The following is a 23,640-nucleotide window of genomic DNA, read 5'->3' as shown; positions in this document are numbered from 1 at the left end:
GAGTTAAATAATGAAAAAGCTTCTATTTATTCTATTTATATTTTTATGGGGGGGGGTGAACCACTTTACTTCTGCTTCCGAATCTGCCGAGTTTAGAGTTCACATTCGTAATAACTTATATGCTCAAGAAGTAGAAATAACCCTCTCTCGTGTCAGCTTATGTTGGGATTATAATCATCAGATTTCAAATTCCTTTTTGGGTGATACCAAATATACTGAGTATAATGACAGATTAGGATGGGATTTTTATAATGCAGCACAACCATACGATGACGATTTAGCCCTAGCAAGATACAAATGCTCATCTAAAATCGATGGACTTTCATTCGACTACTTTTACATTGATTATCGAACTTCGGATTTACCAGGTTCATACAGTGCGGCAGCAGATATTGATGTTTACTTCAATACAGCAAATGGAAATTTTTACTGGAACGAAGCTTTAACTATTTCAGTCGGGTCTTCATATACTATCTGGGGATTAAACGCTTCCATTGATTATACAACAACAGGTCTGGAACCTTATACTCCGGACAGTTTCGATTTAACATCAAGCAACAATCATCCTTATCTTACGTGGTCTCATTCTTCCGAAGAAGATTACTGGACTAATTATGCAATTTATAGAAGTGTAGTTTCAGGCGATAATCCTCCAGGTAATTTTTCAAAAATTGAAACTGTTAGTAAGTATACAACTAGTTATACTGATAATGATTTTGTTACTGGTTCACCAAACACTGCTTATTATAAAATTGTTGCTGTAAATGGAACAGCCGAATCAGATTTTACTGCTACAAAAAGTATAGGGGTTGCAGCTTATAAAACAGGAAACGAACAAACTCAACATACTTATGAATTACACCAGAATTATCCAAATCCGTTTAATCCATCTACAAACATTAATTACACAATTGCAAAAAATGATTTTGTTTCTATAAAAGTATTTAATATGCTAGGCGAGGAAGTTGCTGATTTGGTCAGTTCCATACAAACGGCAGGCTCATATACAATAAGATTTGATGCGGGTAATTTACCAGCCGGAGTTTATTTGTATAAAATTAATACGAGTAATTTCACGAACGCTAAAAAGCTATTGCTCATTAAGTAACTTAAAGAAGAATAAAAGGGCGGTTAAATTAACCGCCCAGTAAAACTCTTTTAATAATAGGTGAATAAAATGAAGATTGTTTACATGATTTTTATGTTTTTATGTCTAACCATTGCCCAACCACAGGAAACAATAGAATGGCCGTCACTGGCGGATTCTCCATGGCCTACCTTTAGAGGCGACGCCCAAGCGACCGGCAGATCGCAATATGTTGGACCGAAAACACCAAATCTAATTTGGGAAGCCGATTTGCCTCTTGGAATTTTATGGGGACCAACAATCGGATATAATGAAAAATTATATTTTGGAACTCATGCATTCTTATTGAGTGATACAAGCGAAAGCAATTTAGTTTATTCGTATAACTCTGATGGTACAATAAATTGGTCATTTGAAACCGGAGACTGGATAAACAATGAAACTAAACCAATTGCTGCCCACAATGGTACGGTTTATTTTACAACAGGCTTGGGTGAACTACTTGCTATGACTCAGTCCGGTGACTTGAAGTGGCGTACACCGGTGATGAGTATATTTTATATCTCGATTAGCAAGGATGGTGAAGTTTACGGTAGTATTGGCGATACTTTAGTAGCTTACAATTATTTGGGAGAGCAAATTCTTCAAAAAGATATTGGTGAAGTGATTGTATCACCGGTTACATTTTCTACCGATGGAGAATCTCTTTTTTTTCATACCGGCGCTATGTATAAACCAAACTCAACAAATTATATTTACTCTACGGATAAGGAAGGCAATCTTAACTGGAGAATGGGATTTAGTAATTCTAATTATGGTGAAATAGCGATAGACAATTCTGATAATCTTTATTTCTATGCATCTATCCCAGGTTCTCCGAGCCCGCAATATTTATATTCACTGAACAAATCTGGTAGCATCAACTGGAAATTTCAAGTTTACGTTTATAATAGTTATTCTGCCCCTACAATTCTTTTCAATGGGGATATTGTTTTTTTTACAAGATTGATTGATCGTAATTTAATTATTTCTTTGAACCAGAATGGTGAAACAAATTGGGAATATGAGCTTGATCCTGACGAAGATGTATTTTTCGCTGATATTAATCATCCATTAGTAAGTGATGCCGAAGGAAATATATATTTGGGTTCAACAGATGGTAATAATTTTTACGCACTGGATAGAGAAGGAAACCTGCTTTGGAAATACGATTTGGAAGGTAGAGAATTTGACAGCTCACCTGCCATCGGATCAGATGGAACACTTTACCTTGGGCTAAACGGTAGTTCATTTGACCGGTCTCAGACTAGAACATTAATTGCAATAAAGGATGATCCAAACTCGGTACGTGATGAAGAAACACCAACAGAATTTGCTCTATATCAAAACTACCCAAACCCATTTAACCCAAGCACCAGAATCAAGTATCAAGTAGCAAATACAGCAAAAGTAAATTTAATAGTATATGACATACTTGGTCGCGAAATAGCTACTTTAGTTAATGAAATAAAACCGGTCGGCACTCATGAAGTTGAGTTCGATGCGTCAGAACTACCAAGCGGAATTTTCTTTTATAGATTGCAAAGCGGTGATTTTACTCAGACAAAGAAGATGATGGTGATAAAATAAGTAGCCGCCGACATTTGTCGGCGTGTTTTATAAAGGAAAGATCTAATTCCACAAAAATATAACATTTCTTGTATATTTTAATACCGCAGACATAAAGTCTGCGGATACAATCAGTTCCGACAATTTCAGATAATTTTCATTAGTTTTCGACTAACAACGGAGAAAATTAATGAGTGAAAAAAGTTACTTTAATTGGCGTCCACATCCTTGGCATGGATTGAATCCCGGACCCAAACCACCGCAAATAGTAAACGCATATATAGAAATAACACCATTCGATTTAGTAAAATACGAAGTCGATAAAGTAACGGGTTATCTACGTGTTGATAGACCGCATAGAACATCATCAACTCCGCCGACTTTGTATGGATTTATTCCTCAGACATTTTGCGGTGAACGTGTAAATAAACTTTCACCGAAATCAGCTCGTGCTGATGGCGATCCGTTAGATATCTGTGTAATAAGTGAACGCCCGATTAATAAATCGGAAGTTATACTTCGTGCAAAGGTTGTCGGTGGACTTCAAATGATTGACGGTGATGAAGCCGACGATAAAATTATTGCAGTACTTATAAACGATAATGTTTGGAGCGAAGTAAACGAAGTCGCCGATTTACCAAAATCATTTCAAGACAGATTGCATCACTACTTTGAAACTTATAAACAAGTCCCGGGTGAAGAAAAACATACACACGTTGAAAAAATTTATGATTCTACACATGCGTTTAAAGTAGTAGAAGCGGCAATAAAAGATTATGAAGAAGAATTTTGGATGAAATAAAAAAATCCCCGGGATTTGTCCATTAAAAAAGACACTCTGAAATTTATGTCGATCATATTATAACCGAAAATCCCGGGGATTTTGTAATACTAACAATCGTAATATAAACCAAACTCATATGGATGTGGTTGAAGAGCCATTGGTTTAATTTCTTTTTCAAATTTATATTTTATCCATGTCTCAATTACATCTTCGGTAAACACATCACCTTTTAATAAGTATTCGTGATCATCTTCAAGAGCACGTAATGCGGCACTTAAAGATTCAGGTGTTGATGGAACATTTGCTAATTCTTCTGCTGGCATATCGTAAATATCTTTATCAAGCGGTTCACCGGGATCAATTCTATTTAATATTCCATCCAAACCAGCCATTAATATTGCGGAGAAACCAAGATATGGATTACCGGATGGATCAGGACATCTAAACTCTACTCGTTTTGATTTTGGAGAATTTGAATACATTGGAATTCTGATTGAGGCACTTCTGTTTCTTTGTGAGTACGCTAAGTTGACGGGAGCTTCATAACCCGGGACTAATCTTTTGTATGAGTTTGTAGTTGGATTTGTAAATGCTAAAATTGATGCGGCATGTTTGAGTAACCCGCCAATAAAGTAAAGTGCCATTTCACTTAATCCGGCATAACCGTTTCCGGCAAATAATGGTTTACCATCCTTCCAAAGAGATGTATGCACGTGCATTCCGCTTCCGTTATCTCCCATTATTGGTTTCGGCATGTATGTAACTGTTCTACCGAATTTTCGAGCAGTATTTTTTACAATGTATTTGAACATCAATAATTGATCGGCTGCTTTTATCATCGGTTCAAAACGAAGATCAATTTCACATTGCCCGCCCGATGCAACTTCGTGATGCTGCGCTTCAACATGAATGCCCGCTCTTTGCATTGCTAAAACCATTTCATTTCTTAGATCCATTAATGAATCAGTCGGAGGAACCGGGAAATATCCTTCTTTATATCTTGGTTTGTAAGCTAGGTTCGGACCTTCATCACGACCTGAATTCCATCTACCTTCAACTGAATCAACCATATAAAAAGAACTGTTAGGATTTGATTCGAAACGAACATCATCAAAAACAAAAAACTCAGCTTCGGGTCCATAATAAACCGTATCAGCTAATCCAGTAGATTTTAAATATGCTTCGGCTTTTTGTGCAATGTTACGCGGACATCTTGAATACTTTTCTTTTGTAGAAGGTTCATAAACATCGCAAATTAAACTTAGTGTAGGAGCTTCAATAAATTCATCAAGGAACATTGTTGTTGGATCAGGAATGATCAGCATATCACTTTCGTTAATGACTTTCCAACCGCGAATTGAAGAACCGTCAAATCCATATCCATCTTCAAATGAATCTTCACTAAATTGTGAAACCGGAACAGTGAAATGCTGCCATTGACCGGGGAAATCCATAAACTTAAAATCAATGAACTCTATATTCTTTTCCTTAACTGTACTAAGGACTTTTTTAATATCATCTTTGTTTCCCATAAATGCTCCTATATATTGATTTTTGTTGTTTCTTTAATTGTCGATAAAACAAAACTTGTGATTGTTCTTGTAACACCAGGCCATGATTGAATTTGGCTCAATAATTTTTCGAGCGATTCTGTGTCTTTAACAAGTGCTTTCATAATGTGTGAACCTTCGCCAAGAATTGAATGACATTCTAAAATTTCCGGTGTCTTCAAAACTTTATCTGAAAGTTTTTCATAATTTTTTGAGGAATCCATTACAACAAGAATAAAAGCCATCAAATCAAATCCGAAAGATTTGCGATCGATTTTTGTGTAATAACCTTCTATAATTTTATGATCTTCAAGTTTTTTAAGTCTATCACTCAATGAAGGGAGTGATAATCCTACTGCTTCCGCAAGCTCACTTCTCTTAGTTCTTCCGTTTTCTTGGAGCATGTTGAGAATCTTAATATCTACGGCGTCAAGCATAATCAACCTTAATTATTAAGGAAAATTATAAATAATGGCTGAAAATATAAGGTGAGCAAAAATAAAAAGCAAATTAATTTTGTATAGATTTGATTCATCAAATCTCTGCTCTGAAGTCGTGAAAGTTTACGCTAGATTGAATCGCAGCTTTTCTAAAATGTCTTTTTGATTCGGGGTAAGATTTTCAGAAGGAATAAAATAATTATTGAATTCTCGTCTTAGATTATAATTCTTGCGAAGTTTATCAAAATTTTCGGCTAGTTTGGATTTATCAATCTCGGTCAATTCTTTTAGCAATTCTGAATCTTTTTGAATATCATATATTTGTTTTGTTATTCCGAAAAGTAGATTTTCAATGCCATCCGATTTATCAATAAATAACTTGGAATTCTCGACTTCCTTTAATTTTGGTTTCCACATTTTTTCTTGATTCAAGAAATTACAAAGTTCATTATAAATCATTGTTGTTCCGTTTACTTTACCTTCATAAGAATATCCGGCAATATGTGGTGTCCCGATAAATACTTGTTGCAATAATTTTTGATTCAATAATGGTTCGCTTTCCCAAACGTCGAGAACTGAAATAATATCATTCTTGTTTTCAATTCTGTCCAACAATGCTTTATTATCAACAACTCCACCGCGTGAAGTGTTGATGACTATTGTCCCGGGTTTTAATCCGTTAATTTTTTCATGATCAAGTAAATGGAAAGTCTTATCAATTCCCGTCTTGTTCATGGGCACATGGAAAGTAATTATATCGCATTGTAGAACATCTTCCAGTGCAGCAAAATCATAATCAAAATTTTCTCTTAGTAAAGGTGGATCGTTAACTAATACTTTCATTCCGATTGCTTTAGCCGAATAAGTTAACTTCTTCCCGATATTCCCGTAACCGATTATTCCAATTGACTTTTTCTTGAGCTTGAAATCATGAAGATTTGCAAGATAAGCTAAAGTCGTTAAAACATATTCGGTAACTGCGAAGGAATTGCATCCAGGTGCGCTTGCGAATTTAATATTGGCTTCTTCTAAATAATCCTTATCTAGATGATCGGTTCCTATTGTAGTAGTCCCTACAAATTTTACATTCGTCCCATTTAATAATTCTTTATTAACATTAGTAATTGATCGCACAATAAGAATTGATGCATCTTTAAGTAGTTGATTTGTTATCTTGCGTCCGTGAGTTAAAGAAACTTCCCCGAATTGTTCAAAAGCTTCTTTACAGAATTCGATATTTTCATCCACAACTATTTTCATGGTTACCAAAATAAATAAAATGCGATCTAATTTGTATGAGCATTCTTATTTAATTATTTTTGAAGCTAATTTTTCAGCATTGGAGTAAAAGATGAAGTTTAACAAAAGAACACATACTTGCGGTGAATTGCGTCAGGAAAACATCGATCAACATGTTGTACTTAATGGTTGGGTTGATAATAGAAGAGATTTAGGCGGTGTAATTTTCATTGATTTGCGTGACCGTTACGGAATTACACAAGTTGTGTTCGAACCGACATATAACGAAGAAACTCACGAACTTGCATCTCAATTGAGAAGTGAATTTGTAATTTCAATTGAAGGTAAAGTAAGAAAACGTCCGCCGGAAACCGATAATCCAAAATTACCAACCGGTCATGTTGATGTTATGGTTGACAAATTAATTATTCTCAATAAAGCTGAAACACCTCCGTTTCCGATAAAAGAAAAAGTTGATGTTAACGAAGATCTGCGCTTAAAATATCGATACTTAGATTTAAGACGCGAATCAATGCAAAGTAATATTCTATTGCGGCACCGAATGTATCAAAGTGTTCGCAAATATTTCGACGAACAAAATTTTGTTGAAGTCGAGACACCAATTCTAATGAAGAGTACCCCGGAAGGTGCAAGAGATTTTCTCGTTCCCAGCAGAGTACACAAAGGAAAATTTTATGCACTTCCGCAATCACCGCAAACATATAAACAATTGCTGATGGTTTCCGGATTTGATAGATATTTTCAAATTGTAAAATGCTTCCGTGATGAAGATTTACGTGCTGATCGTCAACCAGAATTTACACAGATAGACGTTGAAATGTCATTCGTTGATACAGAGGACATATTCGAAGTTGTAGAAGGATTGATGAAGAAGTTATTAAAAGAAGTAAAAGATTATGATCTGGAAACACCAATACCAAGATTATCATTCAACGAAGCGATGGAAAAATATGGAAGCGATAAGCCTGATCTACGTTTTGACTTAGAAATGGTGACGTTGAATGAAACTTTCAAAAATTCCGAGTTCAGAGTTTTTCATGATGCCTTAGAAAACAATGGTATTATAACTGGATTACTTGCAAAAGGATGCGGAGAATATACAAGAAATCAACTAGATGTATTAACTGATTTCGTTAAAAAACTTGGAGCCGGTGGTTTAATATGGATGAGGGTTAAAGAAGATGGATTAGAAGCTCCGGTTGCAAAATTCTTTACTGACGAAGAGAAACAAAATATAATTTCTGCATTGAAAGCTGAACCGGGTGATTTAATATTTATTCTCTCCGGTAAAAAATTGAAAACACTTTCGCAAATGGGTGCGCTAAGATTAGAAATGGCAAAACGTCTCGATCTAATTCCAAACGAAGAAGTTTGGAAACTTCTATGGGTTACCGAATTTCCATTGTTCGAATGGGATGAAGATTCACAAAGATATTATGCAATGCATCATCCTTTTACATCGCCCGTTTTGGATGATGTTGAAAAACTAAAAAGTAATCCCGGTGATGTTAGAGCCAGAGCTTACGATTTAGTTCTCAACGGAAATGAGGTCGCCGGTGGCAGTATCAGAATTCACAATGCCGATCTTCAAGCTGCTATGTTCAAAGCACTCGGAATTTCCGAAGAGGAAGCAAATGAAAAATTCGGATTCTTGATGGGAGCTTTTAAATATGGCGCACCACCTCATGGTGGAATTGCATTTGGATTTGACAGATTAGTGATGCTTCTCGCAAATGAAACTTCAATTCGAGATGTGATGGCGTTTCCAAAAACAGCAAGTGCAACTTCTCTGATGGATAATTCACCATCACCGGTTGATGAACATCAGCTTAAAGAACTCCATATCAAATTAAGATAAGTTGTTTTTAAGTAGCCGCAGACTTTACGTCTGCGGTGAAACTCTCTATTGGTTTTACTTCTAATCATTATTTAAAACCATCTCTCTTAAATTTAATTCCTGAACAATAGTTTAATCCCGAAAAATGTCGGCGGTTAAATGTACTGTATAAAATCGCTAATTCTTTTATTCGCATTTAATCGAACTTAGCAATTCTTACCGGAAAATATTACCGGATAATTGAGAAAATTTCCTGATGGTCTAATAAAATTTTCTTGCGTCTGATTTGTAAAACCAATATTATAACAAAAACGGTAAAAATTACTTTATTAATTCTCCATTTGCATGATTGGTAAGAAAATTGCTTAAACATCTTCACTCACAAAAAGAGTAAGGTAGATGGGTCAACAGCAGTTACTTTTAATAGTTTTAGGTGTTATTATTGTTGGTATTGCAATAGTTATGGGGATTAATCTCTTTAAGGCAAATGCTGTTGAGGCAAAAAGAAATAATGTAACGAATGAATTAGTAAATCTAGCTGCAATGGCTCAACAATTTTACCAAAGACCAACCGCCCTCGGGGGTGGAAGTCGAACTTTCACCGGATGGCAAATTCCAGCAGAGCTTACCTCTACAGCAAACGGATCATATAAAATTGAGAGCATTGATGCACAACAAATTATATTAATTGGGACAGGGAATGAAGTGGTGACAGGCAATGATTCAGTACAAGTACAAATTGAAATTAATCCTAGTACATATCTAGTGGAAATAATTAATTGAATATATTTCAAAAATAAGTATTGGCATGAAAATCTCTTATAATCACTTAAACAAATAATCACAAACAAATTAACAGGAGTCACAAATGGGTCAACAACAATTATTACTTATCGTTCTTGGCGTTATCATTGTTGGTATCGCTGTAGTAGTTGGTATCAACGTTTTCACAGCAAGTAGTTGGCAAGCAAATCAGGATGCAGTTGTTGCAGATTTAACTAATATAGCGGCATTAGCACAACAGCATTATAGAAAACCAGTTGCTCTTGGTGGCGGCGGAAATACATTTGATAATTGGGAACCACCAGCACAGTTAAACCCTACACCTAACATGAATGCTGCAATTACAGTAACTGGAAATTCTGGCCAAGGTCCGGTTGTATTAACAGCTACTGGTACAGAAGTCGATAGTGACGGAAATCGGGTCACGGTGATTATGACGGTTGGACCAAATTCAATAATCTCCACAGCATTTGCGGCAGAGGAATAAGAATAAGAAAAATAATATTTTAGAAACTTTTGATTACTTTTTTCTTAAATTAAAGGCAGGCAAATATTGGTTAACTAATTTGCCTGCCTTTTTCATATTGAGGTGACTTAAAGTTATGATTGAACTAAGATTCAATGCCATAAAACCCAACGGTCAACCTATTACCGGTACAATGACCTCGCCCACTTTCGCTGAAGGCAAAAAGAAAGTAAAAGCACTTGCTGAAAAAAATCAGATCAAAATTAAATCAATTGAAAAAAAATCTACGTTCTTGTATAAAGTTAAACGTGGGACAGAAAAGCCTATTACGGGTGAACAGAGAGCTTTTACTAAATCTGAAGTTATAAGTGCATTACAAAAACTTGGTTATCAAGTTATATCGGTAAATAAAAAGTTACTCGATTTTAATTTAAAACCACCTCCACAGGAAATCGTATCTTTCGTAAAGCTAAGTGCTGACCTTTTGGAACAAAAATTGCCTTTCTCTGAAATTCTTACTCTTTTAATGAATGACTTAGAGAATAAGACTTTGAGAGAAACATTAAAACAAATAAACAACGAATTGAAAAAAGGTTCCGATAGCGAAACCGTTTTTATGAAGTATCAAGGAGTATTCGGAAAGTTTACCGCTTACATGTTAGGTTTAGCTTCAAAAAGTGGTAACATGGCGGAAATATATAGAGCAACCGCTAAATTTCTCGAAAGACAAATGGAGTTTAGAAAAAATTTAAGAAGTGCATTAATTACTCCGATCATTACTCTCTTTGTTCTCTTTATTGCTGTTCTTTTTTATGTTGGATATATTTTTCCAGAAACAGCAAAATTATTTGTGAAATTTGATATTCCTTTACCACCAATGACCGCATTTACTTTAGTAATGAGTGACTATCTTATTTCAAACTGGTGGCTTATTTTAATACTTTCAATCGCACCACCAATTGGTTTAATTTATTTCGGGAAAACCCCAAAAGGCCGGTTATGGATTGACCAGTATATGATGAAAATTCCAATAATGGGTTCATTAATTCATAAAACTGCTATAGAAGTATTTTGCCGAGTCTTTTATACTCTTTACACCGGTGCCGCTGAAAGTATTGAACCAATTAGAATTGCTGCCGAAGCATCGGGTAATAAATATTTTGAAAATCAAATTAAAACTGTTTCGATTCCTTTAATGATTAAAAAGGGCGCGGGAGTTACCGAAGCATTTCAAGCAGCCGGGGTTTTTACTGAAACTGCGATTAATCGATTTCACTCCGGTGAAGAAACCGGTACAATTAAAAATACAGCATTGCAGCTCGCAAACTATTATGAAAGCGAAACGGTATTCAGATTAAAAAATGTTATTGAGATGATACAAGTTTTTATTGCTATGGTAATAATGGTTGTTATGATTGCACTAACATTAGTCTCGGCAGAAACAGCAACCATAAGTCCAAAGTCACCAGTAATGTAAATTATGGATAGATTATGTTAGATACACAACTTGAAATGACGGATAAAATTGGCTACTTACTTTTAAAGAAGGGGATCATCGATGCAAAAATTTTAGAAGATGCCCTCAAAATTAAAGCAAGTGATCAAGCTAAACTCAAGAGAAATCTCGCACAAATTTTAGTTGATGAGTTTAATTTTGATCATGATACTATTTTCCGTGAAGTTGCAGTCCTCTATGCATTCAGAGAATTAAATTTACATGTTGAAGCTTTGCCCGAAGAACGAATTGCAGAAATGCGTAAGATGATTCAAGCGCAGAATGAAGATATGAAAATTATGCTTCGCGAGCATCGAGTTATTCCTTATAAATATGACGAAAGACAGCGCGATAAACTTATTTTAGCCGCCGTTGATCCAACCGATAGATCACTTTCAAAAATTGCATTTGGATTAAATGCCAAGAAATATGAAATAAATTATTTACGCAAACGCGATTATGATAAACTTATAGAAATTCTCGTTCCACCGGAAAATGAATTCTTAAAAATGATGGAATCTGCCGATGAAGAAATTCACATATCCGATGAACAGGAAGCGCAACTTGACGAAGAAGAATTAGATGCCGAGATAAATAAAAGTGCTTTAATTAATCTTATTGAAGCAGCATTAATAGAAGGTGTTCGTAAAGGTGTTTCGGATATTCATATTGTTCCCAAATCTTCCACAAAAACCGAAATTCATTTTAGAGTTGACGGCAAACTGCAGCTCTGGCATGCCCAAGAAGGCACACTTCCCGAAGCATTAATGGCTGTTGTAAAAGATAGATCAAAAGGGTTGGATCGTTTTGAAAGAGAGAGAGCTCAAGATGGATTTCTTCAAAGAGAAATTGACGGACATATAATTCGATATAGAGTATCTGTTCTTCCGATGGTAGGAACTGAATTAAGAAACAAATTTGAAAGTATTGTAATTCGTATTCTTGATGATAGAAAAGTCATAAAAGATCTTTCAAAACTTGGTCTCGTAGGGTATGGAAAAACGGCATTCGAAAAAGCTATACGTCAACCTCAAGGAATGGTTATCTTAACGGGTCCTACAGGTTCAGGTAAAAGTACGACATTAATTGCAGCTTTATATCAAGTGGTTACGCCTCAAGTAAACGTACTAACAGTTGAAGATCCGGTTGAATATGTTATTGAAGGTGCGCGGCAGTTGAAGATCGGTCATAAAATGAATTTTGAGCAGGCAATTAGAGCAATACTTCGTCACGATCCCGACATCGTTCTTGTTGGTGAGATGCGTGATAAAGAAACTGCTGAGACTGCAATCAAGTTAGCAAATACCGGACACTTAACATTTTCTACACTTCACACTAATGATGCACCAAGTGCAATTTCACGTTTATTTAAAATGGGAGTAGAACCTTTCTTAATTGCTTATGCCATCAACTTGATTGTTGCTCAGCGTCTTATTAGAAAGCTTTGTAGTGATTGTAAAAGAAGAGTAACTCAACTTGACGATAACATTATTAAATCCGCCGGATTAAATATTGAAGAATGGAAAGATGCCGAAATCTATGAAGCTGTCGGTTGTCCGAAATGTAACAACACGGGATATAAAGGCAGAATGGCAATTCATGAAGCATTATATTTCACAAAAGAATTAAGAGAAATTATTGTAAGATCAGGCGAAGAAGTTGATGAAGAAAAAGTAAGAGTTCAATCAAAGAAAGACGGTACAAAGAATTTAAGAGAATCAGGTTTTGAAAAAGTTCGAATAGGATTGACTTCAATTCAAGAAGTATTGGCTGCAACAACGGAGGACTAATTGTTAGAAGATGCCAGACAAATATTATCGAGTTTTACACAATCAATTCCACAATCCATTTTTGGTCCGGAAAGAGTTGAATACATAATTCATCACAGCAGTGAATTACCCGATGAGAAAAGATTACAGTTAATTAAGTATGTGAATGCAATATTGACTGTGATGGTTGATCGTGAAGCGTCCGATGTTGAAATCGGCGGGCATGGAACTAACGGACTCGTTTGGCTAAGAATATTTGGCGATAAAAAGAGAGTTGAACAACTTCCAAAACTTTCAGCCGATGAAACCTCATTATTGATATCATGTTTATTAAATGAAAATCAGAGAAAAGCTCTTGCTGAAAATAGAAATTTAGATTTCAGCTATACATTTTATCATACAAAAATGGGTAAGGATCTTCGTTTCAGAGCTGATTCCTATTTTGATCTGGATACCCTAGCATTAAATATGCGTTATATTTCGGCTGTAATCAGGCCGATTGATTCTCTTGAATTTCATCCATATGCAGTCAAAATGATGAGTCACAATTTTATGAAATTCGGCTTATCACTAGTAACGGGTATAACCGGTTCCGGTAAATCAACAACTTTAGATTCGATAATTGATTATCATAACAAATTTGATCCGGCTCATATTGTAATTATTGCCGCACCTGTTGAGTATGTTCATAAATCAAATGCATGTTTAATTCGTCACAGAGAAGTCGGAAGAGACGTTACAAGTTTCAAAGACGGCGTTATACAAGCATTACGTCAAGATCCGGATATTATTGTGATTGGTGAAATGAGAGATCCTGAAACAATAATGGCTGCTTTGGAAGTTACTGATACAGGACATAAAGTTTTCTCTACACTGCATACTTCCTCCGCGGTTGAATCGTTAGATAGAATAATTGCGGAAGTTCATCCTTCCGAACAAGAACGCGTTAGAAATCGTTTGGCGGATGTTCTAGTTTCTGTTGTTTCTCAAAAACTTGTTCCTACACTTGATGGAAAACGAGTTATGGCTAAAGAAGTGCTCGTCGTCACACCAAGTGTAAAAGCTGCAATAAAAAACAATAATACCGGTGAAATTTACGGTATGATTAATCAAGGTGCACCTCAAGGCATGGTAACTATGGAACAAGATTTGCTTAGGTTATTCAAAGAAAGAAAGATTTCGAAAGATAATGCAATTGCTTATTCGAATAATAAAACAAGAATGCTCCAATTAATGAGGGCAGTCTAAATTAATGAAACCTTTTGTATTCGTATATTGTGAAGGTACAGATACTAAAATTGTTGTCGCTGTTAAGGAAAAAGATAGTGTCAAGATTCTTAGAACAGTTTCCTTAAATGCAAACGGCGGCGGTAAGGCAGATGCAACACCTTCTGAAGAGAATGTTCAATCATTCGATATGGAAGGTGTCTCAGGCGATTTTAGTTTTGATGAGTTTGGATCTTCGGACACCAGCGAAGGCGGTTTTTCTAATGCCGAGATCGGAAACATTGCATCCGGTTTGGAGGGAATAAATCTAAACTCAGCGAAATTTATCCCTATTGGTACCGAACCGGGAATGAACTATCATATTTATGATGGACCGAAAGAGAAAGATAAACATAAACAAATTTTAGCAATTACTACTGACATCGAGCAATCAAAGAATATTTATGTTGCACCTGATGTCATTGATTATATTCCTTTTAATGATAAGTCCTTACTAGCCGCATTTTTTGAAAATAATGTCCCTTGCCTCGAACTTCTAACACAACTGGCAGAACACAATAAAAAAAGAAATTATAAAATTCAGACAATAAAAAGCGCTGATATTTCTCTCGCTTATTATGTCGCAAAAGCAGTAAAGTTTTTCCCAGAAGATTATACACTTATCATTTATACAGGGAAAGAATACAGTAAATTAATATTTCTCGAAGGAAGTAAACTTAAACATATTGGATCAACATTAGATATTGGTACCAAGAATTTAAGTACCTACGATGTTTACTTTTCGAAAATTCTTCTTGAAATGGAAAACGGCGGAATTCCGCAGCTTGATAACGTGATACTTTGTGGTGAAGATAGATCGGAAAATTTAATTTTATCCTTTTATGGAACATTCCCCGAAGCAAACGTAACCGAGTTAGAATTTAATGGTTTCAACACATCTAACTTATCAGCCGAAGCAAAAACAAAGTTAGCCGATTTTGCGATCCCTCTTTCTGTAGCAACTGAATTTTTTGACGAACAAGATAAGAAGTACAAAGGAATAAATATTCTTCCTCGCTATATAGTAGAGACGCAAAAAATACTTCAGTTCGGTTGGTTAAGTTATGCTTTAATGCCGCTTATATTCTTAGCCGCATTCTTGTTTACTTTTTTGATTTTGGAAAATGAAAGAGAGATGGAAGAGCTTGACGTCGAAATTGCGCGACTAACAAGATTGCAACAAGAAAACCAGGCGTTAATGGATCAAATCTATCCGCTATCGGATAAAATTGCCGGATTTGATGTTACTAAAGCAATTCTAGATTCGGCTACAGTCGGAACTGAAATTTGGGGTGAAACTTTCGATCAAATATCAGACTTTGTTGAGCGAAGAAGAAATTTCTGGATTACAAGTATTCAAAACCTCCCACAAAATCAAATTAGAATAAATGGTTATTCATTATCAAGAAGTGTACTTACTGAATTTGCCGATTATTATAACTCAGCAATCTTAGAAAATATTACATATGAACCTTTACGGGAAAGCAACGCTTTTTCATTTAACATGGTTTTTAGTTTAGATGAAACGCGGAAAAATTTACGGTCACAGCAAGGAGTAATGAATGGACCGTAAAACAAAAAATACAATATTGTTAGCTGTAATTCTTTTAGTAATTGTTCTAATTGGCGGAGTATATACTTTTGTTATACAGAACGGGAAAATTGACGATAAGAATGAGAAACTAAAAGAAATCAATTTAAATGCGTACAACACAGATGATCTGATAGATCAACTACTAACTTTACAAGCTAGAGCTGCAGAGCTCGATTCAATACTTTCATTAAGAAAATATAATGTCCCGGTTGTATTGAGACAATCCAGATTTTTCGATTTCGTGAATAACGTTAGTTTCGGATTTTCTCCTCAATCATTTGTGAATATTTCTTATAAAAGTGTAGAAAGTGAAACACATTTTAAGAAATTTATTTATGCAGTAGAAGGCACAGCTACATTCAATGATTTGTATAAACTGATTTATGCAATAGAGCAAAGTAAAGAGCTTAAGAAAGTATCGAATGTAGCAGTTTCCAATTTTGTAAATGTTGATCAAGAAGGATTTGCACATTACTTAGTCTCGTTCAAATTTGATGCTTCGGTTTATTTTTCGGATAATGACAGGTTTGCTTCATCAACTCTTAGAGAGAATCGATTGACGGCAAATCCATTGTATGATGTATTCTATCCGCTTATAAGAAATGAAATACCGCCGAATGTCAATAATTTACTTGATGTTCAAACCGGACAACTTCTTGCATTAATACCTGAAGGTGCATTTGTAGCAGATGCAAAAGGAAACACTTATTTACTTTGGGAAGGTGACGAAGTTTATCTAGGTTACTTGACGGAAATCGATTATCAAAATAGTCAAGTACATTTTATTTTGAACAAAGGCGGCATAATTGAGAAAGTCAGTTTAAGTTTAGTAGAAAAAAACGTGAGTAAATAAAATGAAAAAGTTAATTATAATACTGTTGATGATGATCTGGTCAGTCCCAATTTTAGGGCAAAAAGATCTTGAGAAAATGTTGAGTGATTATAAAAACCCTGCTGAACTTGTTACACTTTCTGAAGAAATACCATTCGAACAAGCAATAGAAGTTCTCAACAAGGTTAGCGAAAAATCGACCGGTCAAAGAATAGTCTCTACTGCAGGATTTACAGATCCGATTGGAATTAAGATTGAGAACATGCATTTCAAACAAGCTTTTAAAATAATTGTTCAATACAATAATCTCACTTATGAAGAAAAGCCCGAAGTAATAATTATCAAGAAAAAAGATGATTCACAAATTGAAAGATCGGCTGATACATATGCTGCCGTTGACTCTCGCGAAGTGAAAATTTCAGCAATATTTTTTGAAGCTAATATTACGGAAATGAGATCACGCGGAATAAATTGGCAATTTTTACTTTCCAGAAGTGGATTAAACATAGGAGCAAACTTTAAATCATTTCTAGAAGACCAATCATCTACTTCAACAGGAGGAGCTACCGGGGGAAGTTCAACGCAGCAGCAACAATCTCCACCGGACTTTACAACGAACTGGGAATCCGAATACACAATGGGCGAGTTTGACGGAACCGCAGAAGGGGTATTTAAATTTTTTGAAGAAGAAAACTTGGGCGAAATTATTGCTAGACCTTCAATAACCGTACGTGATGGAAATGTGGGAAAAATTCAGATCGGCCAAGATATTTCCATCAAACAAAGAGATTTTGCCGGCAACGTAATTGATGTATTTGTTCCAACCGGAACAATTTTGCAAATAACTCCTTACATATACGATGAAGAAGGTGTAAACTATATTTTATTAAAAATTAATGCTGAACGAAGCACAGCTCCGACAATCACAGAACTTTCTACAATTATAAATAAAACAAACGCTTCCACAGAAGTTTTAATGCTTGACGGAGAAAAAACAGCAATAGGTGGATTAATTGTTAACGCAGAATCCTTTGTTAGAAGAGGTATTCCATTATTGAAAGATTTGCCATGGTGGTTTTTTGGTTTAAGATACATTTTTGGGTATGATGAAACAGAATACACAAAAAATGAAACTATAATTCTATTAGAAGCGAAAATTCTTCCTACATTAAAAGAGAGACTTGCCGAGAAAAAGGAGGGAAGAGAAGTTATGGAAGATTTTCGAACCGAAGCACAAAAATCATTAGAACAGTATAAAACTAAAAAGGACGAAGACGAGGATTGACGTGGAGTCTCTATTAATAGTAGATGATGACATAAATCTTTGCGAAGCTCTTTCCGATGAATTGAAAGAAATCGGCTATAATGTTAGTACTGAAAATAGTGCCGAATCTGCAATTAAATTTCTCTCCGCAAATAAAGTTGATCTAGTTCTTCTTGATCTAAAAATGCCCGAGAAAGACGGGTTTTACGTTCTCAATAAGTTGAGGGAATACGGGATGAACGTAAAGGTAATTGTTTTAACGGCATATGCTGATGTTAAAAGTGCGATTGATTCAGCGAAATTGGGTGCTTCTGATTTTGTAAGTAAACCATATGATCTTGACGATCTTATTATTACAATCAGAAAAGTACTTCAAAGAACGCAATGAAAATTAATGCCAGATTATTATTACTAACATTTACAATTGTTGTTATTATAACCGTCTCATCAACAATTGTATATTTTTCACTTACCAATAAAATTATTACAACTCAGCAAAACCAAAGTATTCTTAATTCAACAAACGATTTCATTTTCAATTTTCAATTAACTGTAGAAGAAATTGAAAACAGTTTTAACAGAATTGTAAGATCACAACAACCAAATTACCGCATTGAAAATGAAAGCCCTCATCTTGATTTTATATTTACGTTGATAAATGATTCCCAAATTGATTTTAATTCCTTTAGTGGAAGTAAGAATCTTAATGTAAGAAGTAAAAACTTGACGCTTATGCAATTTCTAAGTGATAACCCTAACATTATTTTAAAGTATGATGTTAGAGAAGAAAACACATACTATTATGGGAAAGTAATTACAGAGAAACTCTTAAACGAAATATCCGAAAAAATTAGAGCTAATATATCTTTAGTTGTTAATAACACTCCCGTTGAAATGACTAAATCGGGAGTTAATCAAGTTTATCTTCCCGCTCTACTTGATGCAATTGAATATTTAAAATATAAAAATAGATTCGATATTTATTCCGGCAATTATGAGTCATACGATTTTTACGCTACTCTCTATGTGCCAAGCAGTTTATTGGCAAAGGATTATAAACTTGGATTTATAATTTATAATCCTCCAAAAGAAGTTCAAGAATTTCGTTCAAACACTGGTTTAATTGCAATCATTATTACAACTTCCGGAATTGCATTGGCTTTGATTCTAGTATTGTTATTTACTTCGAAACTGCGAGTTCAAATATCTAATCTGAGTTATGCCGCTGAAATAATTGGTCAAGGTAATCTTGATCACCGTGTTCCGGTTGATAGCAAAGATGAACTTGGTAAACTCGGAATTGCTTTCAATAAAATGTTAGATGAACTGAAAGCACAGAAAGAAGCAGAAAAGGAATATACTGAGTTTATCACGTTATTAAATCAACAACCCAAATTGCATGAAATTGCCGATGCTGCCATTCAAAAAATTGTTAAAGCCACCGGTATTTCTTTCGGAGTATTGTATTTAGTTGAGGGCAAAGACCGATTAAGGAAAATTGCATCCCATGGAATAAGCATTGGTGTCAGCGAATCGAATAACAACTTCGATTATTATAGAAACGCAATTGATCAAAAAGATATAATAGAGTTCAAATTCAAAAAGAATCTTCCGGTTATTAAAACAGGTATTGCCGAAATAAGGATTAAATACACATTAATCATTCCGATAATTTATGGAAATGACGTTGTAGCCGTTATTGAATTAGCTTCTGAGGAAATTCCGGAGAAGGAAATTAAATCCTATCTTATAAACATTCGTGAGCAATTGGCAATCGGTATAATCAACGGTGCTGCTGTTGAAAGATTAGAAGAGTTGGTAGAAAATCTGAAAAAACTGAATATCGAATATGAAAATCAGAATAAGGAATTAAGAGAACTTCATCATGAATTAAAAATAAAGGCAGATGAATTAAACTTAGAAAGAATTAAAGCTCTCGAATCAACCAAACTTAAATCCCAATTTTTAACTAATATCACACATGAATTGAAAACACCGCTTAATTCAATTATTGGTTTATCAGATCTTATAAGTAAAGACGAATTATTAATTGATACACATAAGAATAGACTGAATGTAATAATTCGAAACGGCAAGAAACTACTTAATCTGATTAATAATATTCTGGAATTTTCAAAAGCCGAAGCCGGTAAAACGATAATAAAAAATGAAAAATTTGAGCTGCATCAATTCATAGAAGATCTAAATAGTTTTGTTCAGCCACTTGTGATAGAAAAGGGACTTAATTACATCTGTGAAGTTCCGAAAAAAAGTTCAGTAATTTTATTTACAGATAAAAGCAAACTAGAGCAAATTTTAATTAATCTGCTCAACAACGCAATTAAATTTACTGATGAAGGCGTTATCAAATTATTTATATCTATTGAATCAATGCATTCATTAAAAATTGAAGTTTCCGATACCGGTATTGGCATTGATGAAAACGACAGCAAAATTATTTTTGAAGAATTTAGACAAGCTGATGGCTCTATTTCGCGACAGCATGATGGAACCGGACTCGGACTTTCAATTTGCAAACGTTTTGCTGAATTACTAAATGGAAAATTTTCCTTAGAAAGTGAAGTTGGAGTTGGTTCGAAATTTACTGTTCTATTGCCAAATATAATTCAAAGTGATTATGAGTCATATCAATTAAATGAAAGTGATATCCAACTTACTAAACGTAGTCTGATTTTAGAAGAAAACAAAACCGACAAAAAACTTATAGGTGATTATTTATTGCTTAATGATTTTCAAATTATTGAGTATGATGATAAATCTTCGTTAATCTCTTATATAAAACAAAATTACATTTCAACAGTAATTATCAATCAGAACTACAATAACAACCAAGGTTGGGAAATATTAAAAAGTATTAAATCCTCCAACGAAGTAAAAAATGTTAAAGTAATTATGGTCTCGACTTTCAACGAGAAAAATTATGGCTATGGATTAGCGGTTTATGATTATATCAATTATGACCAATTAAAATATAGTTCAGAACGGTATATCAAAAAACTTTCGTTGGAAACAGACAATAAATTGCCGAAAATTATCTCATTGCTAAAAGATGATGAATTAAAGCAAACTATTGCCAATGTTCAAAATGTTAAATCGATTAGCCAAAATAATTTTATTAATAATGTAAGTGGAAGTTTTGATGGTTCTCAACCTGACTTTGTATTTCTTGAGTTAGATAGAAAATCAATTGAGATAATTGATATAATTAAGCACGAAAGATCTACAAGAAAAATACAATTTGTGTTGGTATTTAATAACGAGAGTGAGACAAGGGAAATTGTAAACCAGCTTAACAAATACACATTAAATAGAAAACACCATGTCATTGATGTTTTGAAAATTATACGCGATAGATTAAAAATTGCTGAAAATGAGTTAGCAAAAGCAAAACTGTTAATTGACGAAACAATTCCATCGGTTCAAAAGGAAATTGAGGTTAATACCATAAATAATGTAAAAGTGCTGATAGTCGATGATGATAAAGATACTCTATTTACTGTTGGTGAAATTGTTCAGAGCTTGGGTTATAATCCTTTGTTTGCAAAAAACGGAGTCGAATGTATTCTTACTTTGAAACATGAAGTTCCGGACTTAATTCTACTTGATATTATGATGCCCAAAATGGATGGATTTGAAACATTAAAAGAAATTCGTAAACATAATGAATACAAAAATATTCCGGTTGTTGCATTAACTGCATACGCAATGCTGGATGATAAAGATATTATTGATAAAAGCGGATTTGACGATATAATTACAAAACCAATTGATATATTAGCAATAACTTCTAAACTTAATAAATTGTTTGTGAACAGGATATAAATTAATGAGTAAAATTTGTGTAATTGATGATCACCCGGAAAATGTTTTTATACTTCAAGACAGACTAGAAAAAGCCGGGTTCGAAATTATAACTGCTTACGATGGTAAAAATGGTTTAGAAAAAATTCGTGAAGAATTGCCAGATCTAATTTTACTTGATGTAATGATGCCCGGAGTTTCAGGATTTGATGTTTGTAGATCAATTACAAAGGATGATTTAACGAAACACATTCCGGTTATCCTACTTACTGCTTTAACCGGTACAGAAGATTTGGAAGAGGGCTTGCAAGCCGGTGCATTTGACTATATTAAAAAGCCTTTCAATAGGGCAGAACTTCTGGCTAGAATTAAAGCAGCACTTAGGTTTTCCGAAACAAATAAATTCTTGATTGATATTGAGAAAGTAAACACTTTTGCAGCAACAGTTCTAACCGCCAACCACGAAATAAAGCAACCACTCACATTAATTAACCTAAGCACAACGGCAATCAGGAGAGAACTCTCTAAACCTGAACTTAATATGGAAGCAATCGAGAAACGTGTTAAATTTATTGAATCTGCAACAAAAGAAATTATTGCAGTCCTTGAAAAACTAACATCAATTAAAAAACCTATCTTTACAGATTATATCAATAACTTAAAAATGATTGATATAAACACGAGCCTTACTAAAAAATCCTAAATGTGAGTTAAATATTATGAACAAGCTTATTGTATATGGTGCATACGGATATTCTGCAAGGTTGATTATAGAAAATCTTAAAAAGAAAAATATCGAGCCTGTTCTAGCGGGAAGAGATGAATACAAACTTCGTAAAGCAGCGAATGATTTTGATTGTGATTATATGGCATTTGGGTTGGAAGGCAAGAACAATCTCACAGAAAAGATTAAAGATTTTCACACGGTATTGAATTGTGCCGGCCCATATAAATTTACTGCTGATAAATTTATCGAGGCATGTTTAGCAACACAAACAAATTACATCGATATAACAGGTGAAATCCCGGCGATTGAATTTGCGTGGAAAAATAATCAACCAGCGATCGAGAATAATATTACAATTTTACCTGCTGTTGGGTTTGACGTGATTCCAACCGATTGTATTGCAAAAAAGCTTAAACAAAGTATGAATGATGCTATTTCTCTTAAACTTGGATTTGAAGGAATAAATACTAAGATATCGCGTGGTACATATCTAACAACTTTAGAGATGATTAATGAAGATGGAAAAATCAGAAAAGATGGTAAAATTATTTCTATTCCCCTGACTGATCTGACATATGAAATAAAGAATGATAAAATTGATTTCGAGGGAGTCGCTATTCCTTGGGGTGATGTAAGTTCTGCTTATTATTCTACGGGAATTCCGAACATAGAAGTATATCTTGGTTTGTCAAAATCGCTTTACATTGCGAGAAGATTACTTGCGGCAGGTAAAAATCTGATTGGTCTTAATTCGGTTAAGGATTTTTTAATGAAACAGTTATCAAAAAGAACGGACGGGCCGACAGATTATGAAAGACAGAAATCCTCAATGATTGTCTGGGGAGAAGTAACAAACAATAAGGGTGAAAAACTTTTTGAAGCATATCGTTTTATTGATGGCTATGAAATTACCGGAAGAGGTGCGGCTGAAGCTGTTGAGAGTGTATTGAATGATAAAGTAAATAAAGGAACTCAAACACCTTCACTCGTCTTCGGATATGAATTTATGAATCAGTTTGTAATTGAAAAGATTGTTGAAATGAAGATATCTTAATA

General features: G+C 34.3%; 19 protein-coding genes. 16 read left to right on the top strand and 3 right to left on the bottom strand.

Annotation, left to right across the window (positions count from 1 at the left end; genetic code table 11):
* The first annotated feature begins 10 nt into the window (after window positions 1-10).
* The 3 genes from QY331_13970 to QY331_13960 all read left to right on the top strand — a co-directional run bounded on the left by QY331_13970 (window position 11) and on the right by QY331_13960 (window position 3,497).
* Window positions 11-1,108 (top strand): T9SS type A sorting domain-containing protein, encoded by a 1,098-nt coding sequence (locus QY331_13970; GenBank protein ID WKZ69063.1) that lies wholly within the window; start codon window positions 11-13, stop codon window positions 1,106-1,108.
* Window positions 1,109-1,177: 69 nt separating this feature from the next.
* Window positions 1,178-2,716, top strand: coding sequence for a T9SS type A sorting domain-containing protein (locus QY331_13965; GenBank protein ID WKZ69062.1), 1,539 nt, complete (start codon window positions 1,178-1,180; stop codon window positions 2,714-2,716).
* A gap of 169 nt (window positions 2,717-2,885) precedes the next feature.
* Window positions 2,886-3,497 (top strand): inorganic pyrophosphatase, encoded by a 612-nt coding sequence (locus tag QY331_13960; protein WKZ69061.1) that lies wholly within the window; start codon window positions 2,886-2,888, stop codon window positions 3,495-3,497.
* Between the two features lie 89 nt (window positions 3,498-3,586).
* Here the strand turns inward: QY331_13960 and glnA are convergent, their stop codons facing one another.
* The 3 genes from glnA to QY331_13945 form a co-directional block, all read right to left on the bottom strand.
* Window positions 3,587-5,011 carry a type I glutamate--ammonia ligase gene (gene glnA / locus QY331_13955; GenBank protein WKZ69060.1) on the bottom strand — a complete coding sequence of 475 codons (1,425 nt, stop codon included), beginning with the start codon at window positions 5,009-5,011 and terminating at the stop codon, window positions 3,587-3,589.
* An 8-nt stretch (window positions 5,012-5,019) separates the two neighbouring features.
* A complete protein-coding gene (locus tag QY331_13950) occupies window positions 5,020-5,466 on the bottom strand; it encodes an Lrp/AsnC family transcriptional regulator (protein WKZ69059.1) in 447 nt (148 codons plus the stop codon).
* Between the two features lie 126 nt (window positions 5,467-5,592).
* Window positions 5,593-6,729, bottom strand: coding sequence for a 4-phosphoerythronate dehydrogenase (locus tag QY331_13945; GenBank protein WKZ69058.1), 1,137 nt, complete (start codon window positions 6,727-6,729; stop codon window positions 5,593-5,595).
* A gap of 91 nt (window positions 6,730-6,820) precedes the next feature.
* Here QY331_13945 and aspS point away from each other — a divergent pair, with 91 nt between their 5' ends.
* From aspS to QY331_13880, 13 genes are all read left to right on the top strand, one after another.
* A complete protein-coding gene (gene aspS, locus QY331_13940) occupies window positions 6,821-8,587 on the top strand; it encodes an aspartate--tRNA ligase (GenBank protein ID WKZ69057.1) in 1,767 nt (588 codons plus the stop codon).
* A gap of 378 nt (window positions 8,588-8,965) precedes the next feature.
* On the top strand, window positions 8,966-9,349 hold the full coding sequence (locus tag QY331_13935; protein ID WKZ69056.1) for a hypothetical protein: 384 nt from the start codon (window positions 8,966-8,968) through the stop codon (window positions 9,347-9,349).
* Window positions 9,350-9,434: 85 nt separating this feature from the next.
* Window positions 9,435-9,836, top strand: a complete 402-nt coding sequence (locus QY331_13930) for a hypothetical protein (protein WKZ69055.1) — start codon at window positions 9,435-9,437, stop codon at window positions 9,834-9,836.
* Between the two features lie 115 nt (window positions 9,837-9,951).
* Complete coding sequence (locus QY331_13925) at window positions 9,952-11,292, top strand: type II secretion system F family protein (GenBank protein WKZ69054.1); 1,341 nt, start codon at window positions 9,952-9,954, stop codon at window positions 11,290-11,292.
* 14 nt (window positions 11,293-11,306) lie between these two features.
* Entirely contained in the window at window positions 11,307-13,100 is a 1,794-nt protein-coding gene (locus QY331_13920) for a GspE/PulE family protein (protein ID WKZ69053.1), read from the top strand.
* The gene (locus tag QY331_13915; protein WKZ69052.1) at window positions 13,101-14,327 is read left to right on the top strand and encodes a PilT/PilU family type 4a pilus ATPase; all 1,227 of its coding nucleotides are present in this window, start codon (window positions 13,101-13,103) and stop codon (window positions 14,325-14,327) included.
* Between the two features lie 4 nt (window positions 14,328-14,331).
* Window positions 14,332-15,918 carry a hypothetical protein gene (locus QY331_13910; protein WKZ69051.1) on the top strand — a complete coding sequence of 529 codons (1,587 nt, stop codon included), beginning with the start codon at window positions 14,332-14,334 and terminating at the stop codon, window positions 15,916-15,918.
* A complete protein-coding gene (locus QY331_13905; protein ID WKZ69050.1) occupies window positions 15,908-16,792 on the top strand; it encodes a hypothetical protein in 885 nt (294 codons plus the stop codon). Before QY331_13910 ends, QY331_13905 begins: the two co-directional genes overlap by 11 nt.
* Before the next feature lies 1 nt (window position 16,793).
* Window positions 16,794-18,056: a type II and III secretion system protein gene (locus QY331_13900; protein WKZ69049.1), complete on the top strand. Its 1,263-nt coding sequence runs from the start codon at window positions 16,794-16,796 to the stop codon at window positions 18,054-18,056.
* Between the two features lies 1 nt (window position 18,057).
* The gene (locus QY331_13895; GenBank protein WKZ69048.1) at window positions 18,058-18,423 is read left to right on the top strand and encodes a response regulator; all 366 of its coding nucleotides are present in this window, start codon (window positions 18,058-18,060) and stop codon (window positions 18,421-18,423) included.
* Complete coding sequence (locus QY331_13890) at window positions 18,420-21,878, top strand: response regulator (GenBank protein WKZ69047.1); 3,459 nt, start codon at window positions 18,420-18,422, stop codon at window positions 21,876-21,878. The genes QY331_13895 and QY331_13890 overlap by 4 nt, the downstream gene beginning before the upstream one ends.
* Before the next feature lie 4 nt (window positions 21,879-21,882).
* Window positions 21,883-22,560 (top strand): response regulator, encoded by a 678-nt coding sequence (locus tag QY331_13885; protein WKZ69046.1) that lies wholly within the window; start codon window positions 21,883-21,885, stop codon window positions 22,558-22,560.
* A gap of 16 nt (window positions 22,561-22,576) precedes the next feature.
* Complete coding sequence (locus tag QY331_13880) at window positions 22,577-23,638, top strand: saccharopine dehydrogenase NADP-binding domain-containing protein (GenBank protein WKZ69045.1); 1,062 nt, start codon at window positions 22,577-22,579, stop codon at window positions 23,636-23,638.
* Window positions 23,639-23,640 lie beyond the last annotated feature (2 nt).

The sequence above is a fragment of the Melioribacteraceae bacterium genome (assembly GCA_030584085.1).
Taxonomy (GTDB): Bacteria; Bacteroidota; Ignavibacteria; order Ignavibacteriales; family Melioribacteraceae; genus SURF-28.
This window is presented reverse-complemented; position numbering and strand designations above follow the sequence as displayed.